Below are 13,328 nucleotides of genomic sequence, written 5' to 3'. Positions count from 1 at the left end.
TACTAGTGTGTCTGGTGGGAAAAGCTTATTATAATTTGAAAGAGCATTTTTCTTCATAATGGCAACTGAGCAAACACAAAAAATGATCACAGTTACTGCCAAAGCAGCTGAAAAAATCCATGAATTCATGAAAGAAGAAGCAGAATCTCCTGAATACCTTAGAGTATACGTTCAGGGTGGAGGTTGTTCTGGACTATCTTATGGAATGGGCTTTGAAAAAGCACCCGAAGAAGACGATATTGTCTTAGAAGAAAGTGGTGTCAAGCTTTTAGTTGACAGTTACAGCGTTGATCATCTACAAGGCGCTAACGTGGATTACATTGAGAGCCTAATGGGGTCTGGATTCAAAATTAATAATCCAAATGTTACAAAATCCTGTTCATGCGGTCACTCATTTAGCACTGAATAAACAAACATCATTATTTTTCATTTTTAAATTTCTATAGCGATGCTACTGACACATTTTTGCAGCACCAATAATTTTGTTAAAATTGTTTTCGATACCCTCATATATCTAATGCAGAGACCAAAATTATGAAAATACAGGAGATGAAGTTATGTCAAATAAATCAGGAATTGTCAAATATCATGTTAAACTTTCCTATGAAGTTGATGGACTCGTTGAAAGAGCAGATATAATCGGAGCCATCTTTGGCCAAACAGAAGGACTGTTAGGCCCAGAGATGAATCTGAATGAGCTGCAACGAGTTTCTAAAGTAGGTCGTATTGAAGTCAATACCAAATCTACATCTAACACAACTAATGGTGATGCTTTAATTCCAATGAGTACCGATATTGATACTTGTGCATTAATTGCTGCTGGAATTGAAAGCATTGACAAGGTTGGTCCGTTTGATTGTAAATTTAGATTAGAAGCTATTGATGATGTACGTGCTGCAAAGAAAGAAGATATTGTAAAACGTGCAAAAGAAATCAAACAAAAATGGGCAACTAAAACTGTTAGTGAAGGTGAAAGCATGTTAAATGATGTTCACCAAGGTGATACTGGCAAGTTATCAACATATGGTCCATCAAAACTAACCTGCAGTTCAGGTGTTTTTGATTCTAGTTGGGTGATCCTAGTTGAAGGAAGAGCTGATGTTATCAATCTTCTACGAGCTGGTTATGATAATGCTCTTGCAATAGAAGGTGCTAAAATTGATGAATCTATCAAAGAACTATGCAATTCAAAAGATACTGTAGTTGCATTCCTTGACGGAGATAGATCAGGTGGTTTTATTCTCAAAGAACTCAAATCTGTTGTTACATTAGATTATGAAATACAAGCAGATACTGGTGTTGAAGTTGAAGAGTTAACTCCACAAAGAATTGATGAAATTCTAAGACCTATTGCTGATGAAATTCGAGATGGTAAACCAAAAGCTGCTCTAAAGAGTGATGACGATAAACCTCTCGCAGAAGTTGCAGCAAAAGTTTTTCCAAATCTCAACGAAACACTCGAAGCTGTTGCATTAGATGGTGATCAAAACGAAGTTTTCAAAGTTCCAATAAGTGAGGTTGTCAGTAAACTTTCCTCACAATCTGGAATCAAGTATCTTCTGTTAGATGGAATTATCACTCAGAGACTTTTAGAAGGCGCCAAAAATGCTGGAATCGAATGTGTGATTGGTCATAGAGTTGCCAAATTATCCAACTCCGATGGAATGAAACTAAAAACATTCAGTGACCTTGGTGTATCTTAGAGTATATGTCTGAACTAAAAATTCAGCATATCTTAACTCTCTCTTATTTACTATCAAAAGGTGCAAAATACAATTATGTTTCAGTCACTACTTCATCTCTTGGAAAAAATATCCAAAAATCACAACAAGCAGCATCAAAACATCTTCTTGAATTAGAACAAAATAAATTCATTGAGAGAATAATAAACGGAAGAAACATTTCAGTAAAAATAACGTCAAAAGGATTTTCTGAAATGGTAAAACTTTCATCTATTTTACAAAAGAGTTTGGATTCTTCTTCTTCACATGTAGTTCTAAAAGGAACTATAGTTTCTGGAATGGGTGAAGGTGCATATTACATGGGATTAAAGGGTTACACAAAACAATTCCAATCCAAAATTGGGTATGTGCCATTTCCAGGAACTCTTAATGTCAGACTAGATGAAAAAATACATCAAGAATCTATCAAACAATTTGAAGCTTTGAATGGTATCAAAATCAAGAGTTTCTCTGATGGAAAAAGAACTTATGGGTGGGTAAAATGTTTTAATGCCAAATTAAATAATACGATAAATTGTGAATTAATCATACTTGAACGTACACATCATGATGACTCGATTATAGAATTGATCTCCAAATCCTGTCTGAGAAAAACTGCTAAACTAAAAGATGGGACAAAAATTTCAATTAAAATTCCGATTGTATCTTAAATTCCGTGAATAGATTCCCCATATTCTTTTTCAATTTTAGAACTGGAACTTTCTGGAATTGGTGATTGTAATCGTGCAACTTCTGCATCAAGCTTTATTTTTTTACATCCATCTATAATGAATTTCTCTTGATGAACTTGATCGTATCCTAAAGCAATAATTTGTGGCCTTACATGACTTACTGTTTTAAAAATATCGTCTTCTTGTCCAATTAAACAAAGATCTACTGTTGATAATGAATTCACCATTTCCTGTCTTTGCTCTTGAGTGTGGAGAGGTCTTCGCTTCTTCATTTTTACCGCTGTATTGTCTGTTGCTACAACCACTACTAAGACATCCCCGAGTTTCTTTGCAGCGTTTAATGTATGGATGTGCCCTGGGTGAATGATATCAAATACCCCTCCGGCCAAAACTATCCGTAATGAACTTCTCCCAGTTTCAGTTAGTGTATTTCTATCACTATTTACAAGATTTTTTTTGATTAACTCATCAATCTCTGAGTTAATCTCTGTATCTGACAGAATTGTTTTTTCTTTAATCAAGTCAAATGCTTTTTTTCTTTCAATTTGACAAACGTAAATGATAGAAAGAATATTTTTTTCGATTTTTTCCAATGTTTTTTCTATTTTCAGACCCTCTCTTTAATTCATTGCTACAAATTACATTTTTGGCTCAAGGCCTTTTGCCAATCTCAATGCATCTACAAGACCATCTGCATACCCTATGCTCAAAATTGCTACCTCTTCTTGACCGTCTTCTAGAAATTTTTCTGCATCTTGGACGTACAATTCTGCGTTTTCTAAAATTCCATGAAACTCTTTTTGATCTTTGTAATGAGGTGTGATTTCCTCTAATGCTTCTCTAACCATTGGAACATATTTTTTCATCATCTGCACTGAAATCTTTTTTGTTTTTTCACTGTTATCATATGGCTCATCAATACACTGACCAAATATTTTGAGTGCATCTGATTCTGTGAAATGTAATCTACCTGGTATAATTACAGTGTGTGGAGGTTTACCGAAATCAATCTTCAATAAACTAGATATTTTTCCTGAAATTATTTTTTGATCTTTGAATCCAATTCTAGATGCAACTATTGCATATGTTGATGTGTTTATCACTTCTCGTTTTTGCCCTTTCTCTGTTTCTACTAATCTTTCTAATGCTTCTTTAGGGTCTAAGAAGAAATCTTTGTCTTGATTATATTCTAAAAGAAGTACTGTGTGATTTCCCTCAATGATGTTTTTATAAATTACATAGTATGGTGTTGTCATTGATTTAATTTCACTCATGATTGTTGCTATTCTTCCAATTTTGTAAAAATGTAAACCACACTCTCCAATCATTGAAGTAAGAGATGATGACGCATGAATGGAAATGGTCTTTATTTTCTCTTCTATTGCCCTAGTTCTTAATTCAATGTGTGTTGTTGCAATATACGGATCTCCATAAGCTAATAGCACAACTTTCTTCTTCTTGGCATTTTCTAGAATTTCTTTACCGTCTTCAACTAACCATCTTTTTGCAGGTATGAATTCTCCTTTTGTAGCATTCTTGATTTTAGTTAGATCCGATTTTCCAATTGGACTGGTAAATTGTTCAAGATAAACAATATCTGCATTTGATAAAACATCTAATGCCTCGCTTGGAATTGATTTAAATCCAGAAATTCCTAAACCGACAAACCAGAGCATTACTAAATATTTTTATCGTGAAGTCTCTTTAAATGCTGTAGGGTTTTTTTGAGAATTTCTATTCCTCTTAGATATTCATCAATTGAAACTTTTTCATCAATTGTATGTGCCTCATGAGGATCTCCTGGCCCATATGTGACTACAGGAATATTCCATTGATTGCCTAAAACATTCATGTCTCCTGTACCTGTTTTTCTGATTAGAGTTGGTCTTGCATGTTCTACTTCCATTATTCCAAGAGTAAATGCTCTAACTAGTGGTGATGTGTGAGATGCCTCAAATGGTTCTGTTTCATCTAGGATTGAATAAAATGCCTCCACATCTCTTTCCTGTGCAATTTCTTTTACATGTGTTGCAATTTGCTGCTCAATAGTTTTACAATTCATGTCTACTGGAATTCTAATATCAAATGTTGTCTCGCAATCTTTCGGTGTTACATTGTGACTTGTTCCACCTTTAATTTCAGTCATAGTTATAGTGAGTAACATTCCCCTTGATCTTCCTTCTTGATTTTTTTCCAGTCTGTCTTTGAGTTCTTTTACAAAAACCATTGATTCTTGAATTGCGTTCTTTGAAAGCCAAGGTGCACTTGCATGAGAACTATCATCAACACTAATTTTGAGATTGATTGCCAATCTTCCTTTGTATGCAATTGTAACTTGTTTAATTCCACTTGGTTCTCCAAAAATTGCGTAATCAATACCTAATTCTTTCTTAACGAGATTTTTAACTCCCGTGGCATTTCCTTCTTCATCTACCGCACCTACAAAATATACGGTTCCGTTGTTGTTTTGAATTGATGCTGCAGCAAATAGCATTGCCATTAATGGTGCTTTTGCATCTGATGCTCCTCGTCCATAAAGTGAATCCCCTTCTTTCCTAACTTTTACTTTTCCTGGTACAACATCCATGTGTCCACATAACATAATTTTTGGTGAACCTGATCCTTTCTTTGCAATTATGTTTCCTACTTCATCAATTTGAATATCTTCAAATCCTAAATCATCACATTTATCAGCTAAAAATTCTGCCATTGGTTTTTCACTCAACGATGGCGTGTAGAGTCTAAGTGACTTTTCAAGCATCTTCACTGCAAATCTTGGTGTTACTGTAAATGTGTCCAATTCTTACTTGTCTATCTTCAGTGCGTAATCAAGCATTGCGGATGGGATGTCTACTTCACACACTCTTACAGTATTCTTGTATTCTGTTGTGTTGTTGACCTCGTGGACAACTAGTCCTCTCTCATCGCTTTCCATCAAATCTACACCTACGATATCTCCTTGAACTGCATGTTTTGCCTTTATACACATTTCTTCCATTTCCTGTGTTACCTTGCAGGGTTCAGCTGTCCCTCCAAGTGCCATATTTGTTTTCCAATGTTTAGAAACTCTGTAAATTGCTGCAACTATTTTATCTCCTACCATAATTGCTCTAATGTCTCTTGGTGGTCTTTGTACAAATTCTTCCAAATAATGAATTTGATAAATTGGATACATGTTTTCTCTGCTTTCAAGAATCCCATCTGCAGAATCCTTATCATTTATTTTTGAAATTAATCTTCCCCAACTGCCAACTGTTGGTTTGATGACTCTTGGGAATCCTTGTATTTCTAAAGCTTCCAATGCTGCTTCTTTTGAAAATGCCACTGTTGCATTTGGCGTAGGTACTCCAAATTTCTTTAGTAACATATGTGTAAATAATTTATTTCCTGCAAAAACACCTGTATTAAGACAATTAATCACTTTAACTCCTAGACCTTCTAGTGCAGCAGTTGAATGAAGATTTCTATAGTAACTTACACATCTTTGAATCACTACTCCGTAATCGTCAGGTTTTTTTTCTAAATTTAATGCGAGCTTCTTACAATCAACCATTTGTATGTCTATATTCATTTTCTTACCGGCTTCTAGAAGAGCTTTTTCTTCCCAACGGATGGTATCGTAAAGAATAGTAACGTCAGGACTCACTGTCCCCAATCCTCGCCAACCGTTTGGGCAGGCTTTAATTGGAAACCGTCTGAACTTTTTGCTAATTCAAAACTTGCGCCACATTCCGGACATGTTACAATTTCTCCTTCAAGTGCATCACTTGGAACAGAAATATCTGCATCACATTCTTCACATTTTGACATGTTTTATCTTAATTACTCCTCTCTATTTATCGTTAATTATTTTTTTCTCGAGTCTGTCTTCTAGTGGTATCTCAATAAGATCTCCCATTCTGAGATTTTTCAAACCTGCTGCCACTGCCTTTGCACCAGCATCGTCTTTCTCAAGACCTAATAGTGACATCAAATATGCTGCACCTGTCTTCCCTGCTAGTTCTCCAAAGACAATTCTTCTTCTATTGCCTACTGCTCTTGGTGGGATTGGTTCATAGGCTGCAGGATTTCTAAGTATTGCTGCAAGATGAGTTCCTGCCTTGTGTTTGTATGCTGAACTACCCACGATTGGTTTAGAATCATAAGGTACAATTTCGGTATATTCTTCAATTAATCTAGAGAGATCAAGTAACATGTCTAATCTTAAATCATTAGGTGATTTGTACAGATATGTTAAAGCAACTGCAACTTCTGCAAGAGGCGGAATTCCTGTTCTTTCGCCAATACCATCAATAGTAGTATGAATTTGATCAACTCCTGCATCACATGCTGAAAATGCGTTTGCAAGTGCAAAACCAATATCATTGTGAACATGTGCATCTAATGGTACGTCTACTATCTCTCTAACTTTTTTCACAAAATTATACATTCCAATTGGACGTAAAATTCCAACTGTATCTGGAAGACTTATTCTATCTACACCTGCTTCTTCGATTGCTTTGCAAACTTTTAATAAAAATTCAGGCTCTGCCCTACTTCCATCTTCTACTGTAAATCTAATTTTTAAGCCATGAGATTTTGCATACTCTACAGTCTCTACTGCTCTTTCAAGTGCTTCTTCTCTTGAAATTCGTAATTTATCTTTCAAATGTATGTCTGAAATTCCTAAATATGCTGCACACCATTTTGCATCACAATCTAGGGAAATATCAATATCTTCTTTGAGTGCACGTCCATGTGAAACAATATCTGCTTTCAACCCTTGTTTAATGATTGTCTTGGTTGCTTCTTTATGATCACTTGACACAACTGGCGATATTTCTATTTGATCAACTCCAAAATAATCTAACATCCATGCAATCTGGATTCTTTGTTTATTTGTAAATGAAACACCAGGATGTTGTTCTCCTTCTCTTAGAGTACTGTCTAGTATTCGTATCTTCTTTGGAGTTTTGTCATATGCGTTGTATATGTTTGCATAGTGATTCGGATCTTTCATTACTGATATCGCTGACATAAATTGATGATATAAACATATTCGTACTATTTTCGTTGGAAATAACTAATAATGATCCTAAATTAGTTCATAATTAAAATTCTAGGACGAAAGTCGTTTTAGGCTATTTTTCTTAAAATAATTACAGTGTTAGTATCGACAACACCTGGAATCTTTCTTAATGCATCTATTGTATTGTTAATTTCTGAAATGTTTGAGCCGCTCATAATTGTTGTAATGTCATATTGGCCTGTAATTTCATAAACTGTTTTGACTCCATCTAGCTTGGCAAGTTTAAGTGATACTTTGGAAGTATCCATTGCTGAATCTACTGATACTAGAACAATCGCACTAGTAGTATTTTCTTCTCCCAATTCAAGTGTAAATTTTTTGATAGTTTTACTATCTACTAAATTTTTTACACGTCTTCTCACTGCTGATTCTGATAACTTTAATTTTTTACCAATATCTACAAATGATTCTCTTGAATCTTCTTTGAGATAACCTATAATTTTTTCATCAATACTGTCTTTATACATTTAATTTTTTTTCCTCTTCTGTTAGTATTTTATCCAAAGCATGTAAAACTTTTGTTATGTCTTCTTCTGATATTAATAATGGAGGAAGAATTCTCAGTATGTTTCTTCCAGAATATAGCATAAGGACTCCTTCTTTTATTAATGACATTAAAATGTCTTTTACATCGAATTTCATTTCTACTCCTATCATCAGTCCCTTGCCTCTGATTTCTCTGATCATGGTGTGATTCTCTTTTAGTTTCTCTAATCCTTCTCTGAAGATTTTTCCCATTTTTTCAGAGTTTTCAATCAATCCATCTTCTGTAAGTGCTTTAAGTGATGCAATTCCTGCTGCACAAGATAATGGATTGCCTCCAAATGTTGATGAGTGTTCACCTTTGCTCATCGAAGCTAAAATATCTGGTCTGACAAGTGTTGCCCCCATTGGCACTCCTCCTGCGATTCCTTTTGCAAGACATAAAATATCTGGTGCTGTATCCCAATGATCACACGCCCATATTCGTCCGGTTCTGCCTAAACCAGCTTGTATTTCGTCAAAAATTAATAAAATCCCTCTCTCATCACATAGCTTTCTAACATCTTGTAGAAATCCATCAGGTGCAACATTGATTCCACTTTCTCCTTGTATTGGTTCTAAGATTACAAACGCAGTATCTTCATCAATTGTTGTTCGTAGTGATTCAATATCTCCAAATGATGCATAGGAAACTTTCTCAACAAGTGGTTCGAATGCTTTTTTGTATTTTGGATTAAATGTTATTGATAATGCTCCTAATGATTTTCCGTGGTATGATCCTTTCATTGCTACCATTCCTTTTTTACCTGTAAACTTCCTTGCAAATTTTATTGCAGCTTCTATTGCTTCTGCTCCGCTGTTGTTTAGATGAACTTGTGTGAGTCCTTTAGGAGCTAAACCAACTAACATCTTCAAAAATTCTTCACGTGTCTTATTGTACAGCGAACTGTGTACTGTGATAATTTTATCTATTTGTTCTCTGATTGCGTTGTTGACCCTTTGATTCTGATGACCTACTAATGAGACTCCGTATCCTCCCATACAATCGATGTATTCTTTGCCATCCACATCCCATACATGGCATCCTACTCCTTTTTCAATTGTAACTGGAAATCTCTGATAGAGATTCCCCATAAATTGATCTTCACTCATTTTTAATCACCGTACAATTATCATGTGCAATTGCTGCTGATATAGGATTTTCTTTTTGGCCATTTGCAATAAGTGCTTCTTTAACTCCCATATCTAGTGCTTCAGTGGATGCTAAAATCTTTTTTTCCATACCTGGTCCAATTTTTGGTCTGATCTCTTTTGCTTCAGCAAGTGATAGTTTTGGAACCAGTTTATCATCCATTAGTAATCCATCAACATTCGTTATGAATAATACTTTATCACAACCAACCTTTCCTGCAACATATGCTGCAGCCCTGTCTCCATCCACGTTGAGGAATTCTGATTCCTCGCTAATGGCTATTGGTGAAATTACCGGTGTTAGTCCTTGGTCTAAAAGCAATTTGATGAATTTGGAGTTGATATCGATAATTTTTCCTGTATATCCGCCGTCAATTGCTTGTTTTCTACCTTTTTCGTTAACTATGAGTAACTTCTTTTTTCTTTCTGCTTGAATTATTTTTGCATCTACTCCTGAAAGACCAATTGCATTTATGCCATTTTTTTGAAGCATTTGCACAATTGTCTTGTTTATTCTACCTGACATTACCATTGTAAAAATTTCGGCTGTCTCTTTGTCTGTGTATCTACTCTTGATTCCACTAGGTGATGTAACAAACTTTGGTTCTTTCCCAAGCTGTTCACAAACTTTAGTAACTTCCTTTCCTCCACCATGAACTAAAATTACCCCTTCAGATTCTGCTATTTTTTTAATATCTGTAATTATGGATGGATGTAAATTATCAACTACACTTCCACCAATCTTGATTGTGATCATTTCTAAACAGGAGTTAATGGGGTGTATCTTAGTCCATCCATTTCATCAAAACCGCACATTACATTCATGTTTTGAATGGCAGAACCTGCTGCACCTTTCATAAGATTATCTGATGCAGACAATGCAATCAATCTATTGTTATCCTCATCTATGTCAAATCCAATATCACAAAAGTTTGAACCAACTAAGAATTTTGGATCTGGAAATTTGTATAATCCTTTTTTATCTCGAATCAATCTGATGAATTTTTCTTCACCGTAGGCTTCACGATATAATTTCCACAATTCTTTTTCATCAATATCTTTTTTCAAGAATGTGTGGTTTGTACACAATATACCACGAACTACATCGACAGCATGTGGACTCATTGAAACACGAATTTTATGTCCTGCAATTTCACTAAGCTCTTGTTCTATTTCACCGGTGTGTCTGTGCTTTGCTGGTTTGTATGGTCTAATCACACCTGCTCTCATTGCATGTGCAGTTCCTGAACCAGAGCCTGCGCCAGATGAACCAATCTTTGAATCAACAATGATGTGTTCTGTGTCAATAATGTCATGTCTAATTAATGGTGCAAGTGCTAACATTGAAGTTACTGCCATACATCCAGGACATGAAACAAGTTGAGCATTCTTGATTTTCTCTCTATGTAACTCAGGAACTCCGAAAACAGATTTTGCTAAATAATCTGGATGTGGGTGTTCCCATCCGTACCATTTATCGTATGCTTCTTGATTATGTAATCTATAGTCAGCACTCAAATCAATTACTTTCATTCCTCTATCATATAGTGCTTTTACAATCTCTGTTGCAGTTCCATGTGGTACTGCTGTGAAAACCAGATCACATTTGTCAGTTAATTTGTCATAATCTAATTCTGAAAAAGTCAGATCGGTAAATCCTTTCAAACTTGGTTGAATTCGGTGCAGATATTCACCAACATGTTGTCTTGATGTTACTGTAGTGATCTCTACATCTGGATGGTTTACCAGAAGACGAAGTGTTTCTCCACCTACATAACCTGATGCTCCAATAACTCCGACTTTCATCATAAAACCACTCGTAACGAAGTATAATTTATTTCCTAACGTAGTTTAGCGCATATTCTATCATTTCTTTTGGTATATTTCGTTGCGCAACTCTTGATAGCCCTTTGAATTCTACTGTATTGTTCACTTCATGAACGATCAGGCCCCTTTTGGCATCTTCCATCATGTCAATTCCTAAAATTCCACCTCCCATGGCTTTTGAAGCTTTTACAGCCATGTCTTCCATTTCTTTTGTGATCTCACAAAGCTCCGGATCTGCACCAAGTGCAATATTTGTCTTGAATCCTCCTGAAGACTTTCTATACATGGCGGCAATAGGCTCATCTCCTACTGTGATTACCCTGATATCTCTTGGTGGTCTTTCAATTAATTCTTGTAAATAATAAATTCGATCATGTGGGCTGTCCGTAATATCTCTAATTTCAAAAATCGCCTCCATCGTATCTTTATCTTTTAGAGGCATTACACCTCTTCCCCAACTACCAATAACTGGTTTGATTACTAGTGGGAATCCAACTTTTTCTAAATTCTCTGCTGCACTTTCACTTGAAAATGAGAAATATGTTTTTGGTGTTGGCACATTATTTTTTTTTAATAACAATGTCATGAACATTTTATTTCCACAAACACTTGCAACTTCAAATTTGTTAAGTACTGGAACTTCAAAAAATTCTAAACTTGCAGTAAAATGAAGCCCTCTAAAATAACTAACACATCTTTCTAAAACCACCTCTCCAAAATCATAGTCTTCTTTTTTACTATCTGTGTTAACTTGAGTAATTTTTGCATCTAGCATCACTACATCGTGTCCTAAATCAGATGCTGCTTTTTCCAACATCTTTTCTTCCGCTCTTAGACGGTCAAACACGATACAGACTTTTGACATTACTCTCCCCAGTCTTCGCCTACACTTTCTGCTTGCTTTAGCTCGACATTTGTTCCGTCTTTTTTTGCGATTTCAAAGTCAGCGCCACAATCAGGACAGGAGACTATTTCTCCTACTGAGGCATCGTCTGGGATGTTTAATGTTGCATCACATTCTGGGCAGTTCATGTTTTTGTAGACCTTTTCTTTTGTAATTTATTAGCTTCTGTTGACTGCATTCCCCATAATTGGACAAATCCATTGGCCAATCTCTGATCGAATGTGGATTCTGTACCATAAGTTGCAATCTTGTGACTATACAATGAGTTCTTAGATTTTCTTCCAACCACTCTGAGACCTCCTTTGAATAACTTTAGTTTCACAGTTCCAGAGACTGGTTTTTGTGATGCTTCAATGAATCCATCTAAATCTGTTTTAAGCGGATCTTGCCACAATCCTGAATATGCCAGATATGCCCATTCATCATCTATCATTGATTTGAATTTATTTTCATGTTTGGTATGTACCATTTTTTCTAAATCTGCATGTGCTTCAATCAGACAAGTTGCTGCTGGGGTTTCATACACTTCTCTTGATTTGATTCCTACAACTCTGTCTTCAATATGATCTACAATTCCAACTCCTGCATCCCCTGCCTTTTTGTTGATATATTCAATTAATTTTTGTCCCTCCATAATTTTTCCATTAACTCCAACTGGAATTCCTTGTTGAAATTCTATATCCAAGTATGTTGGTTTGTCTGGTAAGTTTTTTGTTTTAACCCAAATGAATGCATCCTCTGGTGGTTCAACAAATGGATCTTCTAACACTCCACCTTCTATTGCACGTCCCCACAAATTTTGATCAATACTAAATCTTTTTGCAACTGCATCTATTTCGATTCCATGTTTATTTGCAAATTTTAATTCAGTTTCTCTGTCTAAATTTTTATCTCGAATTGGAGCTATGATTGGAAGATCAGAACCAGAACGTAATGTAATGTCAAAACGCACTTGATCATTTCCTTTACCTGAGCAACCATGTGCAAGTGCTGTGACTTTTTCTTTTTTAGCAATCTCCAAAACTTTTTCTGCAATTAGTGGTCTTGCAAGCGCTGTAGCAAGACAATATTTTTTCTGATAAAGAGCATTTGCTTTAATTGATGGAAAAATGTAATCTTTTACAAATTCTTTTCGTGCATCTATGTTGTAATGTTTTTTTACTCCTAGTTTTTTTGCTTTGGTTGCAATTTTTTTACTATCGTCACCTTGTCCTACATCTACTGTTACCGTGATGACATCCATGTCATGTTCTTCTTGCAGATATTTTACAACAACTGAAGTATCTAATCCACCAGAAAAAGCCAGAATTCCTTTTTGAGTCATAAAACATTTTTTACGTCGTAATTTCGAATTTATCTTTTGTGATGGGTAAATAATCTAATTATTTTGAAAAATCTTTGACTAGCTTGAGCTAAAATTCGATGATTATTTAACCGTCAAA

Annotated in this window: 16 protein-coding genes; 3 read left to right on the top strand and 13 right to left on the bottom strand. The window is 35.2% G+C overall.

All coding sequences use genetic code 11. The features are described 5' to 3' along the window. The first annotated feature begins 58 nt into the window (after window positions 1–58). From erpA to WDZ98_RS07570, 3 genes are all read left to right on the top strand, one after another. Window positions 59–409 (top strand): iron-sulfur cluster insertion protein ErpA, encoded by a 351-nt coding sequence (gene erpA / locus WDZ98_RS07580; RefSeq protein WP_368059641.1) that lies wholly within the window; start codon window positions 59–61, stop codon window positions 407–409. Between the two features lie 148 nt (window positions 410–557). Continuing rightward, on the top strand, window positions 558–1,703 hold the full coding sequence (gene dnaG, locus WDZ98_RS07575) for a DNA primase DnaG (RefSeq protein WP_368059643.1): 1,146 nt from the start codon (window positions 558–560) through the stop codon (window positions 1,701–1,703). Window positions 1,704–1,708: 5 nt separating this feature from the next. After that, window positions 1,709–2,392, top strand: a complete 684-nt coding sequence (locus WDZ98_RS07570) for a DUF120 domain-containing protein (RefSeq protein ID WP_368059645.1) — start codon at window positions 1,709–1,711, stop codon at window positions 2,390–2,392. Here the strand turns inward: WDZ98_RS07570 and WDZ98_RS07565 are convergent. The 13 genes from WDZ98_RS07565 to WDZ98_RS07505 all read right to left on the bottom strand — a co-directional run bounded on the left by WDZ98_RS07565 (window position 2,389) and on the right by WDZ98_RS07505 (window position 13,210). Then, window positions 2,389–3,006 (bottom strand): adenylyltransferase/cytidyltransferase family protein, encoded by a 618-nt coding sequence (locus tag WDZ98_RS07565; protein ID WP_368059647.1) that lies wholly within the window; start codon window positions 3,004–3,006, stop codon window positions 2,389–2,391. The two genes, WDZ98_RS07570 and WDZ98_RS07565, sit on opposite strands and share 4 nt — an antisense overlap. Before the next feature lie 45 nt (window positions 3,007–3,051). Beyond that, complete coding sequence (dph5, locus tag WDZ98_RS07560; RefSeq protein ID WP_368059649.1) at window positions 3,052–4,089, bottom strand: diphthine synthase; 1,038 nt, start codon at window positions 4,087–4,089, stop codon at window positions 3,052–3,054. 2 nt (window positions 4,090–4,091) lie between these two features. Continuing rightward, a complete protein-coding gene (locus WDZ98_RS07555) occupies window positions 4,092–5,213 on the bottom strand; it encodes a M20/M25/M40 family metallo-hydrolase (protein ID WP_368059651.1) in 1,122 nt (373 codons plus the stop codon). 3 nt (window positions 5,214–5,216) lie between these two features. Then, window positions 5,217–6,059, bottom strand: coding sequence for a lysine biosynthesis protein LysX (lysX, locus tag WDZ98_RS07550; RefSeq protein WP_368059653.1), 843 nt, complete (start codon window positions 6,057–6,059; stop codon window positions 5,217–5,219). Continuing rightward, on the bottom strand, window positions 6,056–6,223 hold the full coding sequence (gene lysW/argW, locus WDZ98_RS07545) for an alpha-aminoadipate/glutamate carrier protein LysW/ArgW (RefSeq protein WP_368059655.1): 168 nt from the start codon (window positions 6,221–6,223) through the stop codon (window positions 6,056–6,058). The genes lysX (WDZ98_RS07550) and lysW/argW (WDZ98_RS07545) overlap by 4 nt, the downstream gene beginning before the upstream one ends. Before the next feature lie 22 nt (window positions 6,224–6,245). Beyond that, window positions 6,246–7,412: a LeuA family protein gene (locus WDZ98_RS07540; RefSeq protein ID WP_368059657.1), complete on the bottom strand. Its 1,167-nt coding sequence runs from the start codon at window positions 7,410–7,412 to the stop codon at window positions 6,246–6,248. A gap of 116 nt (window positions 7,413–7,528) precedes the next feature. Beyond that, the gene (gene lysM / locus WDZ98_RS07535) at window positions 7,529–7,948 is read right to left on the bottom strand and encodes an HTH-type transcriptional regulator LysM (RefSeq protein ID WP_368059659.1); all 420 of its coding nucleotides are present in this window, start codon (window positions 7,946–7,948) and stop codon (window positions 7,529–7,531) included. Further along, window positions 7,941–9,116 (bottom strand): aspartate aminotransferase family protein, encoded by a 1,176-nt coding sequence (locus WDZ98_RS07530; protein WP_368059662.1) that lies wholly within the window; start codon window positions 9,114–9,116, stop codon window positions 7,941–7,943. Before WDZ98_RS07530 ends, lysM begins: the two co-directional genes overlap by 8 nt. Beyond that, window positions 9,109–9,912, bottom strand: coding sequence for a [LysW]-aminoadipate/[LysW]-glutamate kinase (locus tag WDZ98_RS07525; RefSeq protein WP_368059664.1), 804 nt, complete (start codon window positions 9,910–9,912; stop codon window positions 9,109–9,111). Before WDZ98_RS07525 ends, WDZ98_RS07530 begins: the two co-directional genes overlap by 8 nt. Before the next feature lie 2 nt (window positions 9,913–9,914). Continuing rightward, window positions 9,915–10,961, bottom strand: a complete 1,047-nt coding sequence (gene argC, locus WDZ98_RS07520) for an N-acetyl-gamma-glutamyl-phosphate reductase (RefSeq protein ID WP_368060134.1) — start codon at window positions 10,959–10,961, stop codon at window positions 9,915–9,917. A 28-nt stretch (window positions 10,962–10,989) separates the two neighbouring features. Continuing rightward, window positions 10,990–11,847 carry a lysine biosynthesis protein LysX gene (gene lysX / locus WDZ98_RS07515; protein WP_368059666.1) on the bottom strand — a complete coding sequence of 286 codons (858 nt, stop codon included), beginning with the start codon at window positions 11,845–11,847 and terminating at the stop codon, window positions 10,990–10,992. Beyond that, window positions 11,847–12,014, bottom strand: a complete 168-nt coding sequence (gene lysW/argW / locus WDZ98_RS07510; RefSeq protein WP_368059668.1) for an alpha-aminoadipate/glutamate carrier protein LysW/ArgW — start codon at window positions 12,012–12,014, stop codon at window positions 11,847–11,849. Before lysW/argW (WDZ98_RS07510) ends, lysX (WDZ98_RS07515) begins: the two co-directional genes overlap by 1 nt. Next, complete coding sequence (locus WDZ98_RS07505) at window positions 12,011–13,210, bottom strand: argininosuccinate synthase (protein WP_368059670.1); 1,200 nt, start codon at window positions 13,208–13,210, stop codon at window positions 12,011–12,013. Before WDZ98_RS07505 ends, lysW/argW (WDZ98_RS07510) begins: the two co-directional genes overlap by 4 nt. Window positions 13,211–13,328 lie beyond the last annotated feature (118 nt).

It is taken from the genome of Candidatus Nitrosopumilus sp., from assembly GCF_040878665.1.
In the GTDB taxonomy this organism is placed as follows: domain Archaea; phylum Thermoproteota; class Nitrososphaeria; order Nitrososphaerales; family Nitrosopumilaceae; genus Nitrosopumilus.
Note: the sequence above shows the minus strand (reverse complement) of the source record. Positions and strands in the feature narration are given on the sequence as shown.

What these genes read in the sequence shown, in the direction of transcription:
- erpA (WP_368059641.1), top strand. Translation starts at nt 59, where the DNA reads ATGGCAACTGAGCAAACACAAAAAATGATCACAGTTACTGCCAAAGCA.
- dnaG (WP_368059643.1), top strand. Translation starts at nt 558, where the DNA reads ATGTCAAATAAATCAGGAATTGTCAAATATCATGTTAAACTTTCCTAT.
- WDZ98_RS07570 (WP_368059645.1), top strand. Translation starts at nt 1,709, where the DNA reads ATGTCTGAACTAAAAATTCAGCATATCTTAACTCTCTCTTATTTACTA.
- dph5 (WP_368059649.1), bottom strand. Translation starts at nt 4,089, where the DNA reads ATGCTCTGGTTTGTCGGTTTAGGAATTTCTGGATTTAAATCAATTCCA.
- lysW/argW (WP_368059655.1), bottom strand. Translation starts at nt 6,223, where the DNA reads ATGTCAAAATGTGAAGAATGTGATGCAGATATTTCTGTTCCAAGTGAT.
- WDZ98_RS07540 (WP_368059657.1), bottom strand. Translation starts at nt 7,412, where the DNA reads ATGAAAGATCCGAATCACTATGCAAACATATACAACGCATATGACAAA.
- lysM (WP_368059659.1), bottom strand. Translation starts at nt 7,948, where the DNA reads ATGTATAAAGACAGTATTGATGAAAAAATTATAGGTTATCTCAAAGAA.
- WDZ98_RS07530 (WP_368059662.1), bottom strand. Translation starts at nt 9,116, where the DNA reads ATGAGTGAAGATCAATTTATGGGGAATCTCTATCAGAGATTTCCAGTT.
- WDZ98_RS07525 (WP_368059664.1), bottom strand. Translation starts at nt 9,912, where the DNA reads ATGATCACAATCAAGATTGGTGGAAGTGTAGTTGATAATTTACATCCA.
- argC (WP_368060134.1), bottom strand. Translation starts at nt 10,961, where the DNA reads ATGAAAGTCGGAGTTATTGGAGCATCAGGTTATGTAGGTGGAGAAACA.
- lysX (WP_368059666.1), bottom strand. Translation starts at nt 11,847, where the DNA reads ATGTCAAAAGTCTGTATCGTGTTTGACCGTCTAAGAGCGGAAGAAAAG.
- lysW/argW (WP_368059668.1), bottom strand. Translation starts at nt 12,014, where the DNA reads ATGAACTGCCCAGAATGTGATGCAACATTAAACATCCCAGACGATGCC.
- WDZ98_RS07505 (WP_368059670.1), bottom strand. Translation starts at nt 13,210, where the DNA reads ATGACTCAAAAAGGAATTCTGGCTTTTTCTGGTGGATTAGATACTTCA.